The 24705-nt window shown below is 50.7% G+C and carries 25 protein-coding genes, 1 pseudogene and 1 other annotated feature; of the genes and pseudogenes, 16 read left to right on the top strand and 10 right to left on the bottom strand.

What is annotated here, in order from left to right:
- The first annotated feature begins 11 nt into the window (after positions 1-11).
- The 5 genes from chbC to chbG all read left to right on the top strand — a co-directional run bounded on the left by chbC (position 12) and on the right by chbG (position 4876).
- A complete protein-coding gene (gene chbC, locus HV302_RS14155; RefSeq protein WP_003030619.1) occupies positions 12-1370 on the top strand; it encodes a PTS N,N'-diacetylchitobiose transporter subunit IIC in 1359 nt (452 codons plus the stop codon).
- 54 nt (positions 1371-1424) lie between these two features.
- Entirely contained in the window at positions 1425-1772 is a 348-nt protein-coding gene (gene chbA / locus HV302_RS14150) for a PTS N,N'-diacetylchitobiose transporter subunit IIA (protein ID WP_003030618.1), read from the top strand.
- A gap of 10 nt (positions 1773-1782) precedes the next feature.
- On the top strand, positions 1783-2625 hold the full coding sequence (gene chbR, locus HV302_RS14145; protein WP_085951046.1) for a transcriptional regulator ChbR: 843 nt from the start codon (positions 1783-1785) through the stop codon (positions 2623-2625).
- Between the two features lie 124 nt (positions 2626-2749).
- Positions 2750-4105 carry a 6-phospho-beta-glucosidase gene (locus tag HV302_RS14140; RefSeq protein WP_181626046.1) on the top strand — a complete coding sequence of 452 codons (1356 nt, stop codon included), beginning with the start codon at positions 2750-2752 and terminating at the stop codon, positions 4103-4105.
- 12 nt (positions 4106-4117) lie between these two features.
- Entirely contained in the window at positions 4118-4876 is a 759-nt protein-coding gene (gene chbG / locus HV302_RS14135) for a chitin disaccharide deacetylase (RefSeq protein WP_019076632.1), read from the top strand.
- A gap of 36 nt (positions 4877-4912) precedes the next feature.
- Here chbG and katE read toward each other — a convergent pair whose 3' ends face one another.
- Positions 4913-7171, bottom strand: coding sequence for a catalase HPII (gene katE, locus HV302_RS14130; protein WP_181626043.1), 2259 nt, complete (start codon positions 7169-7171; stop codon positions 4913-4915).
- Between the two features lie 212 nt (positions 7172-7383).
- On the opposite strand from katE, the gene cedA reads away from it, so the two are divergent.
- Complete coding sequence (gene cedA, locus HV302_RS14125) at positions 7384-7626, top strand: cell division activator CedA (RefSeq protein WP_029139771.1); 243 nt, start codon at positions 7384-7386, stop codon at positions 7624-7626.
- Between the two features lie 65 nt (positions 7627-7691).
- Here the strand turns inward: cedA and tcyP are convergent, their stop codons facing one another.
- The 4 genes and pseudogenes from tcyP to hxpB form a co-directional block, all read right to left on the bottom strand.
- A complete protein-coding gene (gene tcyP, locus HV302_RS14120) occupies positions 7692-9083 on the bottom strand; it encodes a cystine/sulfocysteine:cation symporter (RefSeq protein ID WP_019078417.1) in 1392 nt (463 codons plus the stop codon).
- Positions 9084-9218: 135 nt separating this feature from the next.
- Complete coding sequence (locus HV302_RS14115) at positions 9219-9818, bottom strand: metal-dependent hydrolase (RefSeq protein ID WP_087050648.1); 600 nt, start codon at positions 9816-9818, stop codon at positions 9219-9221.
- An 83-nt stretch (positions 9819-9901) separates the two neighbouring features.
- Positions 9902-10024, bottom strand: a pseudogene (locus HV302_RS14110) (2-deoxy-D-gluconate 3-dehydrogenase); the annotation flags it as partial.
- 30 nt (positions 10025-10054) lie between these two features.
- Positions 10055-10723, bottom strand: coding sequence for a hexitol phosphatase HxpB (hxpB, locus tag HV302_RS14105; RefSeq protein ID WP_181626033.1), 669 nt, complete (start codon positions 10721-10723; stop codon positions 10055-10057).
- A 168-nt stretch (positions 10724-10891) separates the two neighbouring features.
- On the opposite strand from hxpB, the gene HV302_RS14100 reads away from it, so the two are divergent.
- Positions 10892-11428, top strand: coding sequence for a YniB family protein (locus tag HV302_RS14100; protein ID WP_019076635.1), 537 nt, complete (start codon positions 10892-10894; stop codon positions 11426-11428).
- A 64-nt stretch (positions 11429-11492) separates the two neighbouring features.
- Here HV302_RS14100 and HV302_RS14095 read toward each other — a convergent pair whose 3' ends face one another.
- Together HV302_RS14095 and pfkB are read right to left on the bottom strand one after the other, a co-directional pair.
- On the bottom strand, positions 11493-12353 hold the full coding sequence (locus HV302_RS14095; protein ID WP_016152861.1) for a fructosamine kinase family protein: 861 nt from the start codon (positions 12351-12353) through the stop codon (positions 11493-11495).
- 269 nt (positions 12354-12622) lie between these two features.
- Entirely contained in the window at positions 12623-13552 is a 930-nt protein-coding gene (gene pfkB / locus HV302_RS14090; RefSeq protein ID WP_016156336.1) for a 6-phosphofructokinase II, read from the bottom strand.
- Between the two features lie 287 nt (positions 13553-13839).
- On the opposite strand from pfkB, the gene HV302_RS14085 reads away from it, so the two are divergent.
- Positions 13840-14598 (top strand): DUF481 domain-containing protein, encoded by a 759-nt coding sequence (locus HV302_RS14085; RefSeq protein ID WP_016152863.1) that lies wholly within the window; start codon positions 13840-13842, stop codon positions 14596-14598.
- Between the two features lie 167 nt (positions 14599-14765).
- Here HV302_RS14085 and yniD read toward each other — a convergent pair whose 3' ends face one another.
- On the bottom strand, positions 14766-14873 hold the full coding sequence (yniD, locus tag HV302_RS14080) for a small membrane protein YniD (RefSeq protein ID WP_003030590.1): 108 nt from the start codon (positions 14871-14873) through the stop codon (positions 14766-14768).
- A 304-nt stretch (positions 14874-15177) separates the two neighbouring features.
- On the opposite strand from yniD, the gene thrS reads away from it, so the two are divergent.
- The 8 genes from thrS to ihfA all read left to right on the top strand — a co-directional run bounded on the left by thrS (position 15178) and on the right by ihfA (position 22453).
- Positions 15178-17106 carry a threonine--tRNA ligase gene (gene thrS, locus HV302_RS14075; RefSeq protein ID WP_047500283.1) on the top strand — a complete coding sequence of 643 codons (1929 nt, stop codon included), beginning with the start codon at positions 15178-15180 and terminating at the stop codon, positions 17104-17106.
- A 3-nt stretch (positions 17107-17109) separates the two neighbouring features.
- Positions 17110-17652: a translation initiation factor IF-3 gene (infC, locus tag HV302_RS14070; protein WP_048997935.1), complete on the top strand. Its 543-nt coding sequence runs from the start codon at positions 17110-17112 to the stop codon at positions 17650-17652.
- 96 nt (positions 17653-17748) lie between these two features.
- On the top strand, positions 17749-17946 hold the full coding sequence (rpmI, locus tag HV302_RS14065; protein WP_003030583.1) for a 50S ribosomal protein L35: 198 nt from the start codon (positions 17749-17751) through the stop codon (positions 17944-17946).
- A gap of 55 nt (positions 17947-18001) precedes the next feature.
- The gene (rplT, locus tag HV302_RS14060) at positions 18002-18358 is read left to right on the top strand and encodes a 50S ribosomal protein L20 (RefSeq protein ID WP_003030578.1); all 357 of its coding nucleotides are present in this window, start codon (positions 18002-18004) and stop codon (positions 18356-18358) included.
- A 120-nt stretch (positions 18359-18478) separates the two neighbouring features.
- Positions 18479-18603: a sequence feature (Phe leader region), on the top strand.
- Positions 18484-18528 (top strand): pheST operon leader peptide PheM, encoded by a 45-nt coding sequence (gene pheM / locus HV302_RS28030; protein WP_001386830.1) that lies wholly within the window; start codon positions 18484-18486, stop codon positions 18526-18528. Its footprint overlaps the feature before it by 45 nt.
- 159 nt (positions 18604-18762) lie before the next feature.
- The gene (pheS, locus tag HV302_RS14050) at positions 18763-19746 is read left to right on the top strand and encodes a phenylalanine--tRNA ligase subunit alpha (RefSeq protein WP_016152865.1); all 984 of its coding nucleotides are present in this window, start codon (positions 18763-18765) and stop codon (positions 19744-19746) included.
- Between the two features lie 15 nt (positions 19747-19761).
- Positions 19762-22149, top strand: coding sequence for a phenylalanine--tRNA ligase subunit beta (gene pheT / locus HV302_RS14045; RefSeq protein ID WP_181626022.1), 2388 nt, complete (start codon positions 19762-19764; stop codon positions 22147-22149).
- A gap of 4 nt (positions 22150-22153) precedes the next feature.
- On the top strand, positions 22154-22453 hold the full coding sequence (ihfA, locus tag HV302_RS14040; RefSeq protein WP_003030571.1) for an integration host factor subunit alpha: 300 nt from the start codon (positions 22154-22156) through the stop codon (positions 22451-22453).
- 40 nt (positions 22454-22493) lie between these two features.
- On the opposite strand, the gene HV302_RS14035 is transcribed toward ihfA, so the two are convergent.
- Together HV302_RS14035 and HV302_RS14030 are read right to left on the bottom strand one after the other, a co-directional pair.
- Positions 22494-23723, bottom strand: a complete 1230-nt coding sequence (locus HV302_RS14035; protein ID WP_181626019.1) for a NupC/NupG family nucleoside CNT transporter — start codon at positions 23721-23723, stop codon at positions 22494-22496.
- A 3-nt stretch (positions 23724-23726) separates the two neighbouring features.
- On the bottom strand, positions 23727-24689 hold the full coding sequence (locus HV302_RS14030; protein WP_181626017.1) for a nucleoside hydrolase: 963 nt from the start codon (positions 24687-24689) through the stop codon (positions 23727-23729).
- Positions 24690-24705: the final 16 nt, after the last annotated feature.

The following is a 24705-nucleotide window of genomic DNA, read 5'->3' as shown; positions in this document are numbered from 1 at the left end:
GGTATTTTTCTATGAGTAACGCTATTGCTTCACTTGAAAAGGTACTCCTTCCTTTTGCTGTAAAAATTGGAAAGCAGCCACACGTTAATGCAATCAAAAACGGTTTTATTCGTTTAATGCCGTTAACCCTCGCAGGGGCCATGTTTGTATTAATCAATAACGTTTTCCTGAGCTTTGGGGAGGGGTCGTTTTTTTATTCAATGGGCATTCGACTTGATGCTTCAACTATTGAAACGCTGAATAGTTTGAAAGGCATTGGTGGAAACGTCTATAACGGTACGCTGGGTATCATGTCATTGATGGCGCCGTTCTTTATCGGTATGGCGCTGGCAGAAGAACGCAAAGTCGACTCTCTGGCTGCCGGGCTGTTATCCGTCGCCGCGTTTATGACCGTAACGCCATATAGCGTGGGTGAAGCCTATGCCGTTGGCGCGAACTGGCTCGGCGGTGCCAATATTATTTCCGGTATTATTATCGGCCTCGCGGTCGCGGAAATGTTCACCTTTGTGGTCCGTCGCAATTGGGTAATTAAATTACCTGATAGCGTACCGACATCCGTGTCGCGCTCTTTCTCTGCGCTGATTCCTGGCTTCCTTATCCTCTCCATTATGGGGATCATCGCCTGGGCATTGAACACCTGGGGTACGAACTTCCACCAGATCATCATGGATTCCATTTCAACTCCGCTGGCATCGCTGGGCAGCGTGGTGGGTTGGGCCTACGTGATTTTTGTTCCGCTGCTGTGGTTCTTCGGTATTCACGGTTCACTGGCGCTGACCGCGCTGGACAGCGGTATCATGACGCCATGGGCGCTGGAAAACATCTCCATTTATCAACAGTTTGGTTCCGTAGACGCCGCGCTGGAAGCCGGAAAGACCTTCCACGTCTGGGCGAAACCGATGCTCGACTCCTATATTTTCCTCGGGGGTAGCGGGGCTACGCTGGGTCTGATTATCGCTATCTTCCTGGCATCGCGTCGTCCGGATTATCGTCAGGTTGCTAAACTGGCACTGCCGTCAGGCCTGTTCCAGATTAACGAACCTATCCTGTTCGGTCTGCCGATCATCATGAACCCGGTGATGTTTATCCCGTTCATTCTGGTGCAGCCGATTCTGGCGGCGATTACGCTGGCAGCTTATTACTCCGGCATTATTCCACCGATTACCAACATCGCACCGTGGACCATGCCAACCGGTTTGGGCGCGTTCTTTAACACCAACGGTAGCGTCGCTGCTCTGCTGGTCGCGCTGTTCAACCTCGGTATCGCCACGCTGGTTTACCTGCCGTTCGTGGTGGTAGCCAACAAAGCGCAGAACGTTATTGATCAAGAAGAAAGCGAAGAAGATATCGCTAACGCATTGAAATTCTAAATTTAATCCGGCATGGCTTCACGGTCATGCCGGACTGAACCAGAGGAAAAAAGTATGTTGGATATCGAAAACATCGTCGACACGCAGTCAGAAGCAGAAGAACTTGAAGAAGTGGTGATGGGGCTCATCATCAATTCCGGTCAGGCGCGTAGCCTGGCGTACGGCGCGCTCAAAATGGCCAAGCAAGGCGATTTCGAGTCAGCTAAGGCTATGATGGACCAGTCTCGTCTGGCGCTGAATGAAGCGCACCTCGTGCAAACGAAACTGATTGAAGGCGATCAGGGCGAAGGTAAAATGAAAGTTAGTCTGGTGCTGGTTCATGCTCAGGACCACCTGATGACATCAATGCTGGCGCGTGAGCTGGTGACTGAACTGATTGAGCTTCACGAAAAGCTGAAATAGCGAGGAGTGCATAATGCAGCTACAGATTAACGCACCGGAAATCAAAACCGTCTATGAACAGCAGCTGTTTAATGGCAAAAATTTCCATGTGTTCATCTATAACAAAACTGAGAGCATCAGCGGGCTGCATCAGCATGACTACTACGAATTTACCCTGGTTTTAACCGGGCGCTATTATCAGGAAATCAACGGTAAACGCGTATTGCTCGAACGCGGGGACTTTGTTTTTATTCCATTGGGATCGCACCACCAGAGTTTTTATGATTTTGGGGCGACAAGGATCCTGAACGTCGGTATCAGTAAACGCTTTTTTGAACAGCACTACCACCCGCTGCTGCCATTTTGTTTCGTTGCATCGCAGGTCTATCGGGCGAATAATTCGTTTCTCACTTACATTGAAACGGTTATTGCATCACTAAACTTTCGCGAGAGCGGACTGGATGAATTTGTAGAAGTGGTCACCTTCTATATTATTAACCGGTTGCGCCATCATCGCGAAGAGCAGGTGCTGGATGATATTCCGCAGTGGCTTAAAACCACCGTGGAGACCATGCATGACAAACGGCAGTTTAGCGAGAATGCGCTGGAAAACATGGTACACCTGTCCGCGAAATCCCAGGAGTATCTGACCCGCGCAACCCAGCGTTATTACAGCAAAACGCCGATGCAGATCATTAATGAAATCCGCATTAACTTTGCTAAAAAACAGCTGGAAATGACTAACTATTCTGTAACGGATATTGCTTACGAATCTGGCTACAGTAGTCCAAGTCTGTTTATTAAAACGTTTAAAAAGCTGACGTCATTTACACCTAATAGCTATCGTAAGAAATTAACTGAATTTAATCAGTAGATATTATTAGCCAATAACCCATTTTTTATAGCTTGCCCAAAATAGCGTCGGGACAGCCACGCTATATCTGACAAACGGGTTGAGCATAATACACGTCAGTGTTTTGACACTGAAGGGAGAAAGTATGAGCCAGAAATTAAAAGTCGTCACTATCGGTGGCGGGAGCAGCTACACCCCTGAGTTACTTGAAGGCTTTATTAAGCGCTATCATGAATTACCGGTTTCTGAATTGTGGCTGGTTGATGTCGACGATGGAAAAGAGAAGCTGGACATTATTTTTGACCTTTGCCAGCGCATGATCGATAAAGCTGGCGTGCCGATGAAGTTGTTTAAAACGCTGGACCGCCGTGAAGCGCTGAAAGATGCTGATTTCGTTACCACCCAACTGCGCGTAGGGCAACTGAAAGCCCGCGAAAAGGATGAACGCATTCCGCTGAGCCACGGGTATTTGGGGCAGGAAACTAACGGCGCTGGTGGGCTGTTCAAAGGTCTGCGTACTATTCCGGTTATCTTTGATATTGTCAAAGATGTGGAAGAACTGTGTCCGAATGCGTGGGTGATTAACTTTACTAACCCGGCCGGGATGGTGACGGAAGCGGTCTATCGCCATACGAATTTTAAGAAATTCATCGGTGTATGTAATATTCCTGTTGGCATGAAAATGTTCATTAGCGATGTGCTGGCGCTGAAAGAGAGCGATGACTTATCCATCGATCTGTTCGGTCTGAACCATATGGTCTTCATTAAAGACGTGCTGGTGAATGGTAAATCACGCTTTGATGAACTGTTGGATGGCGTGGCTTCAGGTCAACTGAAAGCCTCCACCGTGAAGAACATCTTCGACCTGCCGTTCAGTGAAGGGTTGATTCGCTCGCTGAAGCTGCTGCCGTGCTCATATTTGCTCTATTACTTCAAGCCAAAAGAGATGCTGGCGATTGAAATGGGTGAATACTATAAGGGCGGCGCTCGCGCTCAGGTGGTACAGAAAGTGGAGAAACAACTGTTTGATCTGTACAAAAACCCGGATTTGAACGTGAAACCGAAAGAGCTGGAACAGCGCGGTGGAGCCTATTACTCCGATGCGGCCTGTGAAGTGATCAACGCCATCTACAACGACAAACAGACCGAGCACTATGTCAACGTTCTGCACCATGGGCATGTTGACAATATCCCGGCGGACTGGGCGGTTGAGATGACCTGTACACTGGGACGCAACGGCGCCACGCCGCACCCACGTATTACCCATTTTGATGAGAAAGTGCTCGGCCTTATCTATACCATTAAAGGCTTTGAAGTCGCGGCGAGCAATGCGGCACTGAGCGGTGAGCTGAATGATGTGCTGCTGGCGTTGAACCTGAGTCCGCTGGTGCATTCTGACAGCGATGCCGAGATTCTGGCGCGTGAGCTGATTCTGGCGCATGAAAAATGGCTGCCAAACTTCGCCGGGTGTATCGAGAAACTCAAAAGCGAACAACACTAACTGAGGTCGGCTATGGAACGCGTACTGATTGTAAATGCGGATGATTTTGGCCTGAGTAAAGGACAAAACTACGGCATTGTTGAAGCCTGTCGCAATGGCGTGGTCACCTCGACAACCGCACTGGTTAATGGCGCAGCCATTGACCATGCGGTACAGCTGAGTCGCGACATTCCTGAACTTGCCGTTGGGATGCATTTTGTTCTGACGCTGGGCAGGCCGTTGACGGCAATGCCAGGCCTTACTCGTGACGGGTTACTGGGAAAATGGATCTGGCAGATGGCTGAAGAAGACACCTTGCCGTTGGATGAAATTTCTCAGGAACTGGCCGCGCAGTATCAGCGTTTTATTGACCTGTTCGGGCGGGAGCCAACGCATCTGGATAGCCATCACCATGTGCATATGTTCCCGCAGATTTTCCCTATCGTGGCCGGGTTTGCTGCCCAACGGGGGATTGCGTTACGGATCGATCGTCAGACGGTATTCCAGGCGTCTGACTTTCCGCAGACGTTACGGACTTCCCAGGGATTCAGCAGCGAGTTTTATGGCGAAGCGATTTCTGAAGCCCTGTTTTTGCAAACGCTTGACGCGTCAGCAGACCGGGGAGAGTCCTCGCTGGAAGTGATGTGTCATCCGGCCTTTATCGATGACATTATTCGTCAAAGTGCCTACTGTTACCCCCGCTTAACTGAGCTCGACGTGCTGACGTCTCCGTCACTGAAATATGCTATTGCGGAGCGCGGTTATCGTCTTGGCAGTTTTCTGAACGTCTAACTCCTGAGTTTGCGGCGCATAATGCGCCGCATTTTTTTAGGCTGGTATCGTGTCGATTTTTCCGGCGCGTGACCAGACGCGGTGCGCAGTCATTAGCGTCAGCAGGGTATCCATAAACTGTGCGTCTGCACTGTCTGCCTCCACCACGCCTTCTTCTCCTTCATTTTTGATATTCAACGTTGCTTTAAACTGACGCGCATCGCCAGCCAGTGCGATAGGTTTTAAGTGCTTATACGCTTCGAGTAAGTAATATCGGGCATCACCGTTCATAGCGATATCTGCGATATTGCCACACGGAACGATAACCGCATCGACGGTCAGCGATGGTGAACCCGCAAAGGTACCGGCGATTGTCAGGACGGAACCATCATCGGCAACCACATTACCCATTCGGGAATAGAGCAGTTTGGCGTGAACGCCTTTGGCCTGTAAGGCTTGTATGATGGCAAGCAGGTCGCCTGATTTCACCTGGTCATTAAGTAGAATGGCGACCACGCGGCCCTTAATCTCACCTTGCGCACCCGCATATAAACTGAGTGACGGCGCACTTTTCAAACCATTGACGTTAGCCGGTGGGGCGATTTTGGCCTGTTCCTCGGTTAGCTCAAAACCGAGATTATCGGCAACCGCCTCGGCGAGGGCTGTATCAATATGGGCTAACTGTTCGACCACTCTTTCCCGAATATAGGGGCGCGTAACTTTGCTGAGTTCGAAGCTGAATCCGCCGATAATATGCTGCTGTTCAATTGGCGTCTGACTTAGCCAGAACAGGCGAGGGTGCGCATAGTATTCGCCAAAAGAGGGGCTACGTTCGCGGATTTTGTTTCCTTCAATCCGTTCCTGATACGACTCAAATCCACCGCGTTTTGGCCCCGGCGGCGTTTCACGCGGCCAGTTATCATTGATGGAATTTGGTTCATAGTTGGCAGGGTTGGTATCGATGTCCATACGATGCATGCCGTCACGCTGGAAATTATGGTACGGGCAGGTCGGGCGATTAATCGGGATTTCATGGAAGTTGGGCCCGCCCAGGCGGCTGATTTGGGTATCGGTATACGAAAACAAGCGGCCTTGCAGCAAGGGATCGTTGGTAAAATCGATACCAGGGACGATGTGTCCGGGATGAAAAGCGACTTGTTCATTTTCGGCGAAGAAATTATCCGGATTACGGTTCAGCACCATTTTACCGACGCGTTGCACCGGAACCAGCTCTTCTGGGATCAGCTTGGTCGGGTCGAGCAGGTCAAAATCGAACTTGAATTCGTCTTCTTCAGGAATGAGCTGCAGCCCCAGTTCGTATTCCGGATAATCGCCTGCTTCAATAGCTTCCCACAGATCGCGGCGATGAAAATCGGGATCACGACCGGTAAGTTTTTGCGCTTCATCCCATACCAGCGAAGCTTTGCCCGCCAGCGGTTTCCAGTGAAAACGGACAAAGGTGGCTTTCCCTTGCGCATTTATCAACCGGAACGTGTGAATGCCAAAGCCTTCCATCGTGCGATAGCTGCGTGGAATACCCCGGTCGGACATTGCCCATATAACGTTGTGCAACGTTTCTGGCTGTAATGAAACATAATCCCAAAAGGTATCGTGGGCGCTTTGACCCTGTGGGATAGCCCAATGCGGCTCCGGTTTTACCGCATGAACGAAATCCGGGAATTTATGGGCATCTTGAATGAAGAAGACTGGCGTGTTGTTTCCCACCAGATCGAAAATGCCCTCTTCAGTATAAAATTTGGTCGCAAATCCTCGAATATCTCTGACCGTATCCGCTGAGCCTGCGCCGCCCTGAACCGTAGAGAAACGGACAAAAACCGGGGTGATTTTATTTTCATCACTCAGAAAGTCCGCTTTCGTTGTCGCGCTGAGACTGGCATAGGGCTGAAAGTAACCATGAGCGGCCGAACCTCGGGCATGTACGATCCGCTCCGGGATGCGTTCGTGATCAAAATGGGTGATTTTTTCCCGCAGGATAAAGTCTTCCAGCAGAGTTGGCCCACGGTTTCCTGCGCGCAGAGAGTTTTGATCGTCCGCGATGCGAACTCCCTGATTGGTTGTCAGAGCAAAATCTTCGCTGCCTTTGCGAAAACTTTCCAGCGCGTTGAGTTTGTCACTTCTGGTGTCAGGCGCTTTTAAGCTGCCGGACGTAGTGGGCTGCATGCCTGGTGGCGTGGGTTCAGGTGTTGGCCGATGTGAACCGTCTGCTGGCGCCAGTGAGTCAAGTCCTGGCTGGGATTCGCTGGCATCATGAACCGGCGCTGAGTGATGGAGTGGGTGCTTATCATTCTGTGACATTAAACTCGTCTCCTGTTTTCATCGCTTAAAGGTCGTTGTTGCCGTCAAAAGCTTTAACTATAGACCACTTGCTTAGTGGTGCAGGAACTGACCGAGGGCGTAAAGCGCGATGAACCAGGCAAACAGCGCACGCAAGGCAGGACGTCAGGAGGCAAAATCGGCTAAGATAGCCGTTTTCTGATTTTTAGAATTAGTCTTTAGTGAAGCAACTGATTATGAAACCTCTTCGCCAACAAAATCGTCCGGTAATTAGCTATGTTCCTCGCGTGGAGCCAGCCCCACCAGAGCATGCAGTTAAAATGGATGCGTTTCGTGACGTATGGATACTGCGCGGAAAATATGTCGCTTTTGTCTTAATAGGGGAGGCGTTTCAGCGTTCGCCTGCATTTACGGTCCCGGAATCAGCGCAACGCTGGGCTAATCAGGTTCGCCAGGAAAATGAACTGAGTGATTAATGGATATAAAAAAACCGCCGGAGCATGACACTCCGGCGGTTTTTTGTTTTTCAGATCTAACAGATTTAGCGATGCGCCAGTTCGGCGTTATCGTCGCTGTCCAGAATTGTTTTATCGGTCTGTTTCAGCCATTGGCTGGTCAGCGTACCGGCTGTCATAGAACCGCTCACGTTCAGCGCGGTACGACCCATATCGATCAGCGGCTCAACGGAAATCAGCAGCGCAACCAGCGTGACCGGCAGACCCATAGCTGGCAGGACGATCAGCGCGGCAAACGTTGCACCGCCACCCACACCCGCAACCCCTGCGGAACTGACGGTGACGATACCGACCAGCGTCGCAATCCACATCGGGTCCAGCGGGTTGATCCCGACGGTCGGGGCGACCATTACTGCCAGCATTGCCGGGTACAGCCCTGCACAACCGTTCTGGCCAATGGTGGCGCCAAAGGAGGCGGCAAAAGAGGCGATGGATTCAGGAACGCCCAGACGACGGGTTTGCGCTTCAACGTTCAGCGGAATTGAGGCTGCGCTGGAACGGCTGGTGAAGGCGAAAGTCAGCACCGGCCACACCTTGCGGAAGTATTTCAGCGGGCTAACGCCGTTAACACCCAACAGGATCCCGTGTACCACGAACATAATGCCCAGACCGAGATAAGAGGCCACGACGAAGCTACCCAGCTTGATGATGTCCTGCAGGTTGGAGCCCGCAACCACTTTGGTCATCAGCGCCAGAACACCGTATGGTGTCAACTGCATCACCAAACGAACCAGCTTCATCACCCAGCTTTGCAGGGTATCGATAGCGACCAGCACGCGCTCGCCTTTCGGCGCATCATCTTTCAGCAGCTTCAGTGCGGCAACACCGAGGAATGCCGCGAAGATAACCACGCTGATAATCGACGTCGGGTTAGCTCCGGTCAGATCGGCAAACGGGTTTTTCGGGATAAACGACAACACCAGCTGTGGAACGCTGAGGTCAGCTACTTTGCCAACATAGTTGGTTTCAATCGCGTTCAGACGAGCGGTTTCAGCCCCACCTTGCACCAGACCTTCTGCGGTCAGGCCGAACAGGTTGGTCACCAGAACCCCTACCAGCGCGGCAATCAGCGTAGTAAACAGCAGCGTGCCGATGGTCAGAAAGCTGATCTTACCTAACTGAGAGGCGTTGTGCAGACGCGCAACGGCGCTGAGAATAGACGCAAACACCAGCGGCATGACAATCATCTGCAGCAGTTGGACGTAACCGTTGCCGACAATGTTGAACCACTGTACGGAATCTTTAAGAACCTGGCTGTCGGAACCATAAATGGTGTGCAGGGCGAGGCCAAACACCACACCCATGACCAGACCGACCAGTACTTTTTTTGCCAGACTCCACTGCTTGTGACGGGCTTGCGCCAGCACGAACAGCAGCACTACGAACACGATAATGTTCGCGATTAATGGATAGTTCATCCCCGTTCTCCTGATCTTATTATGCGTTTCACCGTGTGACGGTGATTCTGTTGGCGCAAGATTAGCAGAACTGTGACTTGCCTCTTATATTCAAATGGAATTGTTTATGCCAAAAATAACTTTTTGGCTGATTTATTAGTCAACCTGGTGCGTTATAAAACGATTAAACTGCATTTGCAGCGTATTTATCATTTGTGATGACCAGCGCACCGCACTGTTCTCTTGTACGGTCTGCGGCATCCAGATTGCCCACGCGAACAGCGCCATGCACAGAAACCGCTCCAGTTGGTTGCCTTTTTGCGGCACGAGGATAGGCAGACGAAAACGCCAGCGGCAGGGCCAAAGCAAGGGGACGCCCGCCGGGGTCAACATGTCGGCCAGAATGTGGCTGAGATAACCGAGAACCATACCTTGTAAGGCATCCGCTGGAATTATCCAGGTATCAGGGACTTTCAGGTAAAACGTGGCCAGCAGGGCAAAAACCGCCAGCAGGCTATGTGTAAATCCGCGATGACCAAATGCCCGGGCAATGGGCTTTGATATCCACTTCAGACGCTGCCCAAGCAGGGATTTTGGATGATCGATATCCGGCAGCAGGCACGTTAAAATGGCTGAAGGAACAATATGCCACCAGTCACCCTGCGCAAGAACGGGCGTTAGCTCGGCATTCTTGGCAAATACCGCACAGGCAATAGAAAAAAGAAGGTGACCTTCCGCCGTCATGATAAAACCCAATAAACTGTCGATTCATACAGTATAGGGGTTTTATACAGTAGGCGGAAGAGGTGACGTTGTAACCCTTTGTCACAAGTGCGCCTTTACCGCGCCAGCCAACCGCCATCCACGGCCTGCGTATAGCCATGTATATAGTCCCAGGCAGCACTTGCGAGGAACACGACCGGGCCTTTCAGGTCATCAGGCGTGCCCCAGCGTCCGGCAGGCGGGCAATGCGATCATTGCCCGTCGCAGGATTAGCCGCGCAGGTGAGCGGCAGTGAGTTCGGTGAGCGAGGCCAGTTTGACGTCGGCCAGAACGAAGCGAGGATCGTCCTGATTTTCATGAGCAGGTACTACGATGGAACGCATACGGGCGGCTTTCGAAGCAATCATGCCGTTCACCGAGTCTTCCAGTGCTACGCAGTTTATAGGGTCAATGCCCAGTTTCGCCGTGCAATCGAGATAAACCTGCGGGTGCGGTTTGCTGTAGGGCAGTTTTTCCGCAGAAGCCAGTGCGTCGAAGCTGCTGCGCAGATCAAACATGATTAGCACTTTTTCCAGCATATGCAGCGGCGAGGCGGATGCCAGTCCTACTTTCAACCCCTGAGATTTACACAATGCCACGGCCTCACGCACGCCCGGCAGCAGTGGTTTTGTCTCTTCAACTAACGCAATTGCGCGGGTAATGATGCGCTCGGTTACTTCCTGACGTGAGGGACCGTTCCACGGTTGCTGTGCAAACCACAAATCAACCACCATGTCGATGCGTAAGCCAAGTGTATCGGGAAGTTCATGGCGGCGGGAGATATCAACGCCTAAACTTGCTATCACATCCAGTTCGGCCTGATCCCAAAGCGGTTCAGAATCGACCAGTAATCCATCCATATCGAAAATTGCAGCAAGAATTTGACGCGGGGTTGACATCACAACCTCTCCTTTACGGGTGATAAAAGGGATTAAGAGCCAGCCTGGACGGGCTCTGAGCGTTCATTATGGCTAATACAGCAGTATACCGCCTTTAAAGATCAGGCGAAAACGATAATCAACGGGTAAACTTAGGCCAAAATGACACGTCTTAATCAAGGGGAACTCATGACGTATCAACAAGCTGGACGCATTGCCATCTTGAAAAGGCTGGTGGGATGGGTGATTTTCATTCCCGCGCTGATTTCAACCCTGGTTTCAGTACTGAAGTTTATGTATGCGCACAGCGAAAAGCAGGAAGGGATTAACGCGGTCATGCTCGATTTTGCTCACGTGATGATCGACATGATGCGTGTGAACACACCTTTTCTTAACGTGTTTTGGTATAACTCGCCGACGCCCGATTTTCAAAGTGGACTGAATCTCGTTTTTTGGCTGATTTTCATTCTGATTTTTATCGGTCTGGCGTTGCAGGATTCAGGCGCCAGAATGAGCCGTCAGGCGCGTTATTTACGCGAGGGCGTTGAGGATCAGTTGATTCTGGAACAGGCAAAGGGCAGTGAAGGGTTATCACGCGAGCAACTTGAGTCGCGTATTGTGGTACCGCACCATACGATCTTTTTACAAATTTTCCCGCTTTATATTTTGCCGGTGATCGTTATCGTGATTGGCTACTTCTTCTTTTCATTACTGGGCTTTTTGTAACTGCTGCACTATCAGGCCTGACGCGTTGCGAAACGCCAGGCCAGATAAGCAACGTGCGACTTTGCTAAGCCGCCAGTAACCTGTCCAGCGCTTTCTGCGCCACGACCAGATGCTGTCCCCCGAACAGAATAGCCCTGTTCAGCAGCGTATAGAGCTGGTAGACAGGCTGTCTGTCGAGAAAATCCAATGGTAGCGGAGAAACAGACTGATAACCGTCATAGAGTTGCGGCGGCTGATCGGTATGTAACGGCAGCATTGCCAGGTCACACTCTCTGTCCCCCCAGTAGCAGGCAGGGTCAAAGATGTACGGGCCGTTCGGGCCGAGGGCGCAGTTCCCGGACCACAAATCACCATGCAGAAGAGATGGCTGCGGCTGATGGGAAGAGAGACGCTGCTGAACATGCTCGACAATGGCGTCGATATTGCCAAACGCAATGCCTTTTTCAGCGGCGAGTTCCAGCTGCCAGCCAATACGCTGCTCGGCAAAAAAGGTTGACCAGCGACGTTGCCAAGTGTTGGGCTGCGGCGTGGTAGAGAGCGCATTATCGAAGTCGAGCCCAAACTGCGGCTGATCGCTCCATTCGTGCAAATGTGCCAACTGCTGGCCGAGGATAAACGCGTTGTGCGCATCAAGCGGACGGGGAGGGAGGAAATCCATCACCAGAAAGCTGTAATCTCTGTCTGCGCCTACCGCCCAGACTTTCGGTACAGATACGGTTTGACTGCGAGAAAGTAGCTCCAGCTGATCGGCTTCCGCCGTAAAGCCGGTTAACAGCTCTCTTTCATCGCATTTAACGAAAAAATCGCGCCCCGCATAGCGTAAATGCCATGCGGCGTGGATCTCTCCGCCGGGCAGTTCGTTACGCAGTTCGATTTCGCCTTCACCTAATTGCTCGCTTAAAAGACGACTGATAGCCTGCCACATGATGTCTCTCCCCATGTTGTATGCCAGATCATAAGGTTAGCGCAAGAATGCGGTTAAAAAACACGAACTGACGCACACCACGGACGCGTCATCGCTGGAAAGGCACTTAATGTGTGTCGTTCTTCTTCACCTCGCATCGTTGTGAAGACGCCCGGTCGCACATGATTCACTTCTTTGTAATCATGTGATTTTTTATCATAGACGTATAACACCCATGCCGACAGTTTTACGGGGAAATCCCCTTGTATCTAGACAAGGGGAAGCCGTCATTACTGAGCCAGATACGCATATATTTTTTGCGTATCGTCTAAAGCGCACAGACGCGTACCCTGATTCAGGGTGGCGGCGCTACCTGCGGCGACACCGTAACGAACAATATCTGCAAAAGGTGCGCTCTCAGCCAGTTTAAGCGTCATGGCCCCGACCATACTGTCGCCCGCGCCTACGGTACTTTGACTCTTCACCGGTGGCGGAACCACCTGGACACAGGTTTCACGATCAACGCCCAGCGCTCCTTGTGGTCCAAGCGAGACTACTACCCGATGCGCTTTTCCGCTTTGCACGATTTCTTGTGCGGCGTTGCGCACATCATCGGGCTGCGTGAGTTCGCGATTCACCAGCGCGCTCAGTTCTTTGAGGTTGGGTTTGACCAGTTCGATATTGCCGATGGTTAATGCTGCTGCCAGCGCTTCGCCAGAACTATCGACGATACAGCGAATCCCTTGTTTTTGTGCTGTGGTAATGAGCCGGGTCAGCTTCTCAAGCTGTACGCCAGGCGGCAAACTGCCACTGATAACCAGCAGTGCGCCAGACTCAATTTCCAGCACCTGATCCTGAAGTTGGTAGAACTCATCATCGGTGAGCGCAGCGCCTGGCATGACGAAGCGATACTGTTCGCCGCTGGACTCAACGTGGACATGGAGATTTTGTCGGGTCCAGTCTTTAGCTTCGACGGTGGATACGGGAACATTTTCGTCGGCGAGCAAAGCAACAAGATGCTCTCCGGTGGCGCCACCCGCAGGGAAGATGGCCGTAGCGGTGCCGCCAAGATGGGCAATTGCGCGAGCGACGTTGATACCGCCGCCGCCGGGTTCAAAAACCGGCGAGGTACAGCGAAGCTTACCTTCCGGGTAGATTTGCGGCGTGATTGTTGCGCTATCGAGAGAGGGCGCAAGTGTTAACGTATAGATACGTACCATCTTTACCTCCTGTTAGGCTGTCCTCAGTCTGGCACTTAACCCCCCGAAAGTGAAGTAATTAACAACATGATTTTTCATATCTTTATTTAAAATAATCGCGTTAAAGATATATAAATAAAAAAACGGTTTAGGAACGCTCTTATTCAAAAAATGAAATAAGAATTTATTGCTATGTTATTCGAGTCTTTTTATAATTTGTTACCTTTCAAGGGTCTTTTGTCATTGATCCATATGAAAGTTTCCGAGACCGTTATGGTCTCTTTTTTTGTTGTACGGACTCTTAATAAATGAAGCTTTTGAAGACAGTGCCCGCAGCGTTACTGCTGACGGGTGGCCTGCTTGCGTCAATGCAGGCTGCCGCCGATGATTCCGTTTTTACTGTCATGGATGACCCTTCCAGCGCGAAAAAACCCTTTGAGGGTAACCTGAACGCGGGATATCTCGCCCAGTCAGGCAACACAAAAAGTTCTTCTTTAACTGCAGACACCACCATGACCTGGTACGGTCAAACTACGGCGTGGTCTTTGTGGGGAAATGCCAGCAATACCTCCTCAAATGATGAGCGTTCATCGGAGAAATATGCCGTAGGTGGCCGTAGTCGTTACAACATGACCGACTATGACTATCTCTTTGGTCAGGCAAGCTGGCTGACCGACCGTTACAACGGCTATCGCGAGCGTGACGTACTAACCGCAGGTTATGGTCGTCAGTTCCTCAACGGACCGGTGCACAGCTTCCGTTTTGAATTCGGTCCTGGTGTGCGCTATGACGAGCACACGGATGGCACCACCGAAACACAGCCGCTGGGCTATGCGTCCGGGGCCTATGCGTGGCAGATGACGGACAATACTAAGTTTACGCAAGGTGTGTCGGTATTTGGTGCTGACGATACAACGCTCAATTCTGAAACAGCCTTGAACGTTGCCATCAACGAACACTTTGGGTTAAAGGTGGCTTACAACGTTACCTGGAACTCTGAACCACCGGCAACAGCGCCGGAGCATACCGATCGTCGTACAACTGTGTCACTCGGCTATCGTATGTAATGACAAGCCGGGTCAAATAATTGGCCCGGCTTTTCTCAATTAACGTTAAATTTATTTAATATTAAATCTGTGTTTTATTTTTAATACTTATCAATAACGCGCTATTTTCAGACGAATTCGATTTAATTGATAAATACAACGGAACCGGAACAGCGTGTGCCAGTATTTTAACCCCAGATCATCGCAGCCCAACGTAGCATCAGCATTGCCGCACAAATAACGAGCAGTATCACAACCATCTTCCAGTGTTTCTTCGCAAAGCGATTTGTTGGCATTGTCCTTTTCCTGCTCAGGTTAGATGACTTTATACAAGTGTAACAAAAACGTCAGGGTGTCAGTGAATTGATTTACATCATAGAGTGCGCGTTGATTGTTGCTTTGATCGGCTCGTAATGCCGTGTACACTGTCAAACGGTGTTATCAAAAAGCGGGTGTAGGTCCAGTGTAGCCATTAAGGCGACCAGTGACATATTTCGCAGAGTGAAGCGGGAATCAGCCCACACCTTTTTGATGATTTTAAATATTGAATCTTTGTATGTGATCTTACGTGTGGGTCACCACTGCAAATAAGGATATAACATGCCTGTTATTACTCTTCCTGATGGCAGCCAACGCCATTACGACCACGCTGTAAGCCCCATGGATGTTGCGCTGGACATCGGTCCAGGTCTTGCGAAAGCCACTATTGCTGGCCGTGTTGACGGTGAGCTGGTAGATGCTTCCGATCTGATTGAGCATGATGCGAAGCTCTCCATCATCACCGCGAAGGATGAAGAAGGTCTGGAGATCATTCGTCACTCCTGTGCGCACCTGTTAGGGCACGCGATCAAACAACTCTGGCCGCACACCAAAATGGCGATCGGACCGGTTGTTGATAACGGTTTTTACTACGATATCGATCTTGACCGTACGCTAACCCAGGAAGATGTCGACGCGCTCGAGAAGCGGATGCACGAGCTCGCTGAGAAAAACTACGATGTCATTAAGAAGAAAGTCAGCTGGTACGAAGCGCGTGAAACCTTCGTGAAGCGTGGCGAGACCTATAAAGTCTCCATTCTTGATGAAAACATTGCCCATGATGACAAGCCTGGCTTGTACCATCATGAAGAATATGTCGATATGTGCCGTGGCCCGCACGTGCCGAACATGCGTTTCTGTCATCACTTCAAACTGATGAAGACCGCTGGGGCATACTGGCGTGGCGACAGCAATAACAAGATGCTGCAGCGTATTTATGGTACTGCATGGGCCGATAAAAAAGCCCTGAATGCCTACCTGCAACGTCTGGAAGAAGCGGCCAAACGCGACCACCGTAAAATCGGTAAGCAGCTTGACCTGTATCATATGCAGGAAGAAGCGCCGGGTATGGTGTTCTGGCACAATGATGGCTGGACAATCTTCCGTGAACTGGAAGTCTTTGTTCGCTCAAAACTGAAAGAATACCAGTATCAGGAAGTTAAAGGTCCGTTCATGATGGACCGCGTGCTGTGGGAAAAAACAGGTCACTGGGATAACTACAAAGATGCGATGTTCACGACCTCCTCTGAGAACCGTGAATACTGCATTAAGCCCATGAACTGCCCGGGCCACGTGCAGATCTTCAATCAGGGTCTGAAATCCTATCGTGATCTGCCGCTGCGTATGGCCGAGTTTGGTAGCTGCCACCGTAATGAGCCGTCAGGCGCGCTGCATGGCCTGATGCGTGTTCGTGGCTTCACTCAGGATGATGCACATATCTTCTGTACAGAAGAGCAGATCCGTGATGAAGTTAACGCTTGCATTCGTATGGTCTACGATATGTATAGCACCTTTGGCTTCGAGAAAATCGTCGTCAAACTGTCCACTCGCCCCGAAAAACGTATCGGTAGCGATGAAATGTGGGACCGTGCTGAAGCTGACCTGGCCGTTGCGCTGGAAGAAAACAACATCCCGTTTGAGTACCAACTGGGTGAGGGCGCATTCTACGGTCCGAAAATTGAATTTACCCTGTATGACTGCCTCGATCGTGCATGGCAGTGCGGTACTGTACAGCTGGACTTCTCTCTGCCGTCCCGTTTAAGCGCCTCTTATGTTGGCGAAAACAACGAGCGTCAGGTGCCGGTTATGATTCACCGCGCAATTCTTGGGTCGATGGAACGTTTCATCGGTATCCTGACCGAAGAGTTCGCTGGCTTCTTCCCGACCTGGCTTGCGCCAGTTCAGGTTGTCGTCATGAACATCACCGATTCACAGTCTGAATACGTCAACGAATTAACGCAGAAACTACAAAATGCGGGTATTCGTGTAAAAGCAGACTTGAGAAATGAGAAGATTGGCTTTAAAATCCGCGAGCACACTTTACGTCGTGTCCCTTACATGTTGGTCTGTGGCGACAAAGAGGTAGAAGCAGGCAAAGTTGCCGTGCGCACCCGTCGTGGCAAAGACTTGGGCAGCCTGGACGTAAATGAAGTGATTGAGAAGCTGCAACAAGAGATTCGCAGCCGCAGTCTTCAACAACTGGAGGAATAAGGTATTAAAGGCGGAAAACGAGTTCAAACGGCACGTCCGAATCGTATCAATGGCGAGATTCGCGCCCTGGAAGTTCGCTTAACAGGTCTGGAAGGCGAAGCTTTGGGTATTGTGAGTCTGAGAGAAGCGATCGAAAAAGCTGAAGAAGCTGGAGTAGATTTAGTTGAAATCAGCCCTAACGCCGAACCGCCAGTTTGTCGTATTATGGACTACGGCAAGTTCCTTTATGAAAAGAGTAAGTCTTCTAAGGAACAGAAGAAAAAGCAAAAAGTTATCCAGGTTAAGGAAATTAAATTCCGTCCTGGCACCGACGATGGCGATTACCAGGTAAAACTCCGCAGCCTGGTACGCTTTCTGGAAGATGGCGATAAGGCTAAGATCACGCTGCGTTTTCGCGGTCGTGAGATGGCCCACCAACAGATCGGTATGGAAGTGCTCAACCGCGTCCGTGACGATCTGAGTGAACTGGCAGTAGTCGAATCCTTCCCTACGAAGATCGAAGGCCGCCAGATGATCATGGTGCTCGCTCCTAAGAAGAAACAGTAAGGCCTTCAAGTAGCAATGTCTGTGGAGCCTGCGGGCTCCACAGCCGTTGTTCGCCTACGTTTCGTTTATTAACAATGCGAAGTGGAAGTTATTAAAATGCCAAAAATTAAGACCGTACGCGGTGCTGCTAAGCGCTTCAAAAAAACCGGTGGTGGTGGATTTAAGCGTAAGCACGCAAACCTGCGTCATATTCTGACCAAAAAATCTACTAAGCGTAAACGTCACCTGCGTCCAAAAGGCCTCGTTTCTAAAGGCGATCTGGGTCTGGTTATCGCGTGCCTGCCGTACGCATAAGCCGTTAACGTTTAATTAATTTTTTTACTAAGAATATAGATACAGGAGAGCACATATGGCTCGCGTAAAACGTGGTGTAGTTGCCCGTGCACGTCACAAGAAAATTTTGAAACAAGCTAAAGGCTACTACGGTGCGCGTTCTCGCGTATACCGCGTTGCCTTCCAGGCTGTTATCAAAGCTGGTCAGTACGCTTATCGTGACCGTCGTCAGAAAAAGCGTCAGTTCCGTCAACTGTGGATTGCGCGTATCAACGCAGCAGCACGTCAGAACGGTATTTCTTACAGCAAATTCATCAACGGCCTGAAAAAAGCCTCTGTTGAAATCGACCGTAAGATCCTGGCTGACATCGCAGTATTCGACAAAGTAGCGTTCACCGCTCTGGTCGAAAAAGCGAAAGCAGCTCTGGCATAAGCCGGTGAAAAGAGGGAGCCTGGCTCCCTCTCTTTTATTTGTAGTGCAATCAATTGGTTGACAATTTATCCGTAAGCCTTTTCAATAAAGGTTGTCCGGTTTTTACCACACAAGGTAACGCAAGCATGAATGCTGCTATTTTCCGCTTCTTCTTTTACTTTAGCACCTGAACTCAGGAGGCTTGCGCGTGAAAGAAGAAACGGAAAACAGCGCCTAAAAGCCTCCCTGGTGGAGGCTTTTTTTATACACGTTATCCTTCAGGCTGCCTCTGCGTTGGCTGCAGTCGCTTACCCCAGTCACATATTTGTCTGAGGATTAGCGCTCTACTGCTGTCTTGACTCAGCCAGAATGATTTTGTGTATATACGAGCGACTAGTGAATATCGCAACATAACGAGGAAAACCATGTCACATCTCGCAGAGCTGGTTGCCAGTGCAACGGCCGCCATTAACCAGGCTTCAGATGTTGCCGCGTTAGACAATGTCCGCGTCGAATATTTGGGCAAGAAAGGGCACCTGACCCTTCAGATGACTACCCTGCGTGAACTGCCGGCAGAAGAGCGCCCGGCAGCAGGTGCGGTGATAAACGAAGCCAAAGAGCAGGTTCAGCAAGCGCTGAACGCGCGTAAAGCCGAATTAGAAAATGCCGCGCTGAATGCTCGTCTGGCTGAAGAAACGATCGATATCTCCTTGCCAGGGCGTCGTATCGAAAACGGCGGTTTGCATCCGGTAACGCGGACTATCGATCGCATTGAAAGTTTCTTTGGTGAGCTGGGCTTTACCGTGGCGACCGGTCCGGAAATCGAAGATGACTATCATAACTTCGATGCGCTGAACATTCCTGGCCATCACCCGGCGCGCGCTGACCACGACACTTTCTGGTTTGATGCGACGCGTCTGCTGCGCACGCAGACTTCCGGCGTGCAGATCCGCACTATGAAAGAAAAACAGCCTCCGATCCGTATTATCGCTCCGGGCCGCGTATATCGTAACGACTACGATCAGACGCACACCCCAATGTTCCATCAGATGGAAGGGCTGATTGTTGATACCAACATCAACTTCACCAACCTGAAAGGCACGCTGCATGATTTCCTGCGCAACTTCTTTGAAGAAGACCTGCAGGTTCGTTTCCGTCCTTCCTACTTCCCGTTCACCGAACCTTCTGCGGAAGTCGATGTGATGGGTAAAAATGGCAAATGGCTGGAAGTATTGGGTTGCGGAATGGTTCACCCGAACGTGCTGCGTAACGTCGGTATCGATCCGGAAATCTACTCTGGCTTTGCATTCGGTATGGGTATGGAGCGTCTGACCATGCTGCGTTACGGCGTAACCGATCTGCGTTCTTTCTTCGAAAACGATCTGCGTTTCCTCAAACAGTTTAAATAAAGGCAGGATAAAACAATGAAATTCAGTGAACTGTGGTTACGCGAATGGGTAAACCCGGCGATTGATAGCGATGCGTTATCAAACCAAATCACGATGGCGGGTCTGGAAGTTGACGGTGTGGATCCTGTTTCTGGCGCGTTCAACGGTGTTGTGGTGGGCGAAGTGGTTGAGTGCGCTCAGCATCCTAACGCTGACAAACTGCGCGTCACCAAGGTGAATGTCGGCGGCGACCGCCTGCTGGATATCGTCTGCGGTGCGCCAAACTGCCGTCAAGGGTTGAAAGTGGCTGTAGCAACCGTTGGTGCCGTTCTGCCGGGCGATTTCAAAATCAAAGCCGCGAAACTGCGCGGTGAGCCGTCTGAAGGCATGCTGTGCTCGTTCTCCGAGCTGGGCATTTCCGACGATCACAACGGTATTATCGAACTGCCTGTCGATGCACCAATTGGTACCGATATCCGTGAATACCTGAAACTTGACGATAATACTATCGAAATCAGCGTCACTCCTAACCGCGCCGACTGCTTAGGCATTATCGGTGTAGCACGTGACGTTGCGGTACTGAACAAAGCCCCTCTGGTTGAGCCGGAAATAGCGCCAGTAGCCGCAACCATTAGCGACGTCCTGCCGATTCAGGTCGACGCGGTGGAAGCCTGCCCACGCTATCTGGGCCGCGTGGTGAAAGGCATTAACGTTAAAGCGCCAACCCCGCTGTGGATGAAAGAAAAACTGCGTCGTTGCGGCATCCGCTCGATCGATGCCGTGGTTGACGTGACTAACTATGTGCTGCTCGAATTGGGCCAGCCGATGCACGCATTCGACAAAGACCGCATTGAAGGCGGGATTGTTGTCCGCATGGCAAAAGAAGGTGAAACCCTGGTATTGCTGGACGGCAGTGAAGCGAAGCTGAATGCGGATACGCTGGTGATTGCGGACCATAACAAAGCGCTGGCAATGGGCGGCATCTTTGGTGGCGAGCACTCCGGTGTGAATGATGAAACGCAAAACGTCCTGCTGGAATGCGCGTTCTTCAGCCCGCTGTCTATTACCGGTCGCGCACGTCGTCACGGTCTGCACACCGATGCATCTCACCGCTATGAGCGTGGTGTCGATCCGGCGCTGCAACATAAAGCCATGGAACGTGCTACGCGCCTGCTGATTGATATCTGCGGCGGCGAAGCGGGTCCAATTATTGACGTGACGAACGAAGCCTCGCTGCCAAAACGCGCAACCATTACGCTTCGCCGTAGCAAACTGGATCGTCTGATCGGACACCATATTGCAGATGAGCAGGTGAGCGATATTCTGCGCCGTCTGGGTTGTGATGTCACGGAAGAGCAAGATGAGTGGAAAGCGGTAGCGCCGAGCTGGCGTTTCGATATGGAGATCGAAGAAGACCTGGTCGAAGAAGTCGCCCGCGTATACGGTTATGACAATATCCCGAATACGCCAATTCAGGCGGGTCTTATCATGGGTACGCATCGTGAAGCGGATTTGTCGCTGAAACGCGTAAAAACCATGCTGAATGACAAAGGCTACCAGGAAGTTATTACCTACAGCTTTGTCGACCCGAAAGTCCAGTCGCTGCTGCACCCGGGTGAAGAATCGCTGCTACTGCCAAGCCCAATCTCTATTGATATGTCGGCAATGCGTTTATCCCTGTGGACCGGCTTGCTGTCTACGGTAGTGTACAACCAGAATCGTCAGCAAAACCGCGTGCGTATTTTCGAAACGGGTTTACGTTTCGTACCGGACACGCAGGCCAATCTCGGGATCCGTCAGGATCTGATGCTAGCGGGCGCGATCTGCGGTAACCGTCATGATGAACACTGGAATCTGGCAAAAGAGACTGTTGATTTCTATGATCTGAAAGGCGATCTGGAAGCGGTTCTCGACCTGACCGGCAAGCTGGCGGATATTCAGTTCAAAGCTGAAGCGAATCCAGCACTGCATCCGGGGCAGTCTGCGGCGATTTATCTGAAAGGTGAACGCATTGGTTTCATTGGGGTTGTTCATCCTGAACTGGAACGTAAACTGGATCTGAACGGTCGCACTCTGGTGTTTGAACTGGAGTGGAACAAGCTCGCAGACCGCGTGGTGCCTCAGGCGCGTGAAGTTTCTCGCTTCCCGGCGAACCGTCGTGACATCGCGGTCGTTGTGGCTGAAAACGTTCCCGCTGCGGATATTTTATCCGAATGTAAGAAAGTTGGCGTAAATCAGGTAGTTGGCGTAAACTTGTTTGACGTGTACCGCGGTAAGGGTGTTGCGGAGGGTTATAAGAGCCTCGCTATCAGCCTGATCCTTCAGGATACCAGCCGTACACTTGAAGAAGAGGAGATTGCCGCTACCGTCGCCAAATGTGTAGAGGCATTAAAAGAGCGATTCCAGGCATCATTGAGGGATTGAACCTATGGCGCTTACAAAAGCTGAAATGTCAGAATATCTGTTTGATAAGCTTGGGCTTAGCAAGCGGGATGCCAAAGAACTGGTCGAGCTGTTTTTCGAAGAGATCCGTCGTGCTCTGGAAAATGGTGAGCAGGTAAAACTCTCTGGTTTTGGTAACTTCGATCTGCGTGATAAGAATCAACGTCCGGGCCGTAATCCGAAAACGGGCGAAGATATTCCCATTACAGCACGGCGCGTGGTGACCTTCAGACCCGGACAGAAGTTAAAAAGCCGGGTTGAAAACGCAACGCCGAAAGAAGAGTAATCTGAACTAACTAAAAAGGCCGCGAATGCGGCCTTTTTTCTTAGTGGGCCAGAAGGAAAAACAGTCCGGTCAGTGCTGCGCTCAGTAGGTTAGACAACGTGCCCGCCAGGATCACTTTAAGCCCCATTTTAGCAATGAAACTTTTTTTCCCCGGCACAATCCCCCCCAGTACGCCAATCAATGCGGCAGGAGAGGACAAATTGGCAAACCCAGCCAGCGCCATGATCGTTATTATCTGCGAATATTCCGACAGTTGGTCTTTCATTGGAATAAAGCTGGTATACGCGACGAACTCATTCAACACCAATTTTTGACCTAACAGGCTGCCAATTTGCAAGACTTCATTAGTGGGAATGCCCAACAGCCAGGCAACCGGAGCAAAGAGGTAACTAAAGATAAATTGTAGCGTGACGTTACCATAGCCGAAAAAGCCACAAAACCAGCCCAACAAGCCGTTCACCATAGCAATTAATGCAATGAGTGCCAGAAGCATTGCCCCCACGTTAGCGGCGAGCTTCAGCCCGATAGTCGCGCCATTTGTCGCCGCTTCAACGATGTTGATAGGCTTTTCATCTTGACCAAGCATATCGCCCGTCACGTTGGCAGTGTTTTCGGGTTCCGTTTCTGGAAACAGCATTTTCGCCATTAACAGACCGCCTGGCGCTGACATAAAAGAGGCGGCTACCAGATAGCGAATTTCGATCCCCATACTGGCATAGCCAACCAGCACTGAGCCTGCGATAGAGGCCACACCACCTGTCATGAGGGCAAACAGTTCTGAGCGCGTCATGCGTGGCGCATAAGGTTTCATCAGGACGAAGACGTCAGTATTGCCCGCAAAAATATTGGCCGTTGCAGCCATGGATTCTGCCGGGCTGGTGCGCAGCAGTTTATGGATACCCGTACCGATGAGACGGATAATCCACTGCATGATGCCCAGGTAGTACAGCACGGAGAACAATGCCGACATAAAAATGGTAATCGGCAGAACATGCACGGCAAATACAAACCCCATTTTGAACTGTCCGAGATTACCAAAGAGAAAGTTAATCCCTTCCGACGAATAGTTCAGCATGCCTGACAGACTGTTTGATATGGCGAGTAAGATTTTTTCCCCTAAGGGGACATACAGGATAAATGCAGCAAAAAGAGCCTGGATTGCAAAGGCGCCGCCAACGGTGCGAAACCGGATAGCTTTGCGATTTTCTGAACATAGCCAGGCAACGAGTAACAGGACAACAATGCCAAGTATGACGATGAGTATCTGCATGGTTTATCCCTCATCGGCATCAATGATGCTACGGAAAAGATCTTTAAAGAGAGCATCCCGCTCAATAAATTTTGCGACCTGAATGACGTGACGGCGGTTATCAAAACTCCAGCTCAGATTGTCATTGATCAAAGGGGATGTACGGTATTCACAGGTGAACCAGTCAGGATTCAGGACATAGCCAACCGTAGTGATATCCCAAATGACTTTGCGGGATGCAAAACCAATCCAGGGGCATCGCGGGGCAATTTCAGCAAAGTAGCTACCAATGCGGCTGGTCTCTGCAAAATAGTGCTGCATCTCTGGGACCGATGAGGCCATAGTGTTAGCCACGCCAAAGCAGGGGATTTGGGTGAGCGCTACGCCGCTACCAAAAAGTACCCGACTCGCCGCAATGTCCTGCATCAGGTTGAATTCATGATTATCTTTCCAGGCATAACTGTTACCCCCAAGCCAGATGACATGAATCTTTGTGACGATGTCCGGCGCGAGGAGCAGTGCGTTAGCGATATTGGTCGGCGCGGCGATTGCGAGTACATGTAATGTTTGCTCAGCCGTTCTTGCCCGGTTAATCAAATCCTGTACTGCTGCTGACATCTCCGGCTGGTTGCTATCTTTCAGATAGCGTGTTGAACCCTGGAATATTTGCGGTATGTTTTCGCGGCGGGGGAGTTTGTTAAATACGCGATAGATCTCATCGACGCTCAGTTGCATGCCTACTGCGGGATCGTCAACATATGTGTGCGAGCCCTCTTTACCAAAATAGTGGTTGATAAACGGAGCGGCGTAAACAGCTTGCAGATCGAGGCGCTCCGGGTGTAAGAATGCCCAGGCAATGGCCATCTGATCGTCAATTTCATTGTAGGTATCGCTGTCTATAACGATAGGCACTTTGCCATACTTAGGTGGCGTAATTAAGGCAATACGCTGCGCTGAAGTTAATTCAGGCCAGTGGATACTTAACATCGTTAATGTTCCTTAA

The sequence above is a fragment of the Citrobacter sp. RHBSTW-00859 genome, assembly GCF_013729795.1.
Lineage (GTDB): Bacteria > Pseudomonadota > Gammaproteobacteria > Enterobacterales > Enterobacteriaceae > Citrobacter > Citrobacter braakii.
The sequence above is the reverse complement of the archived record's forward strand: the minus strand, read 5'-3'. Positions and strand labels throughout refer to the sequence as shown.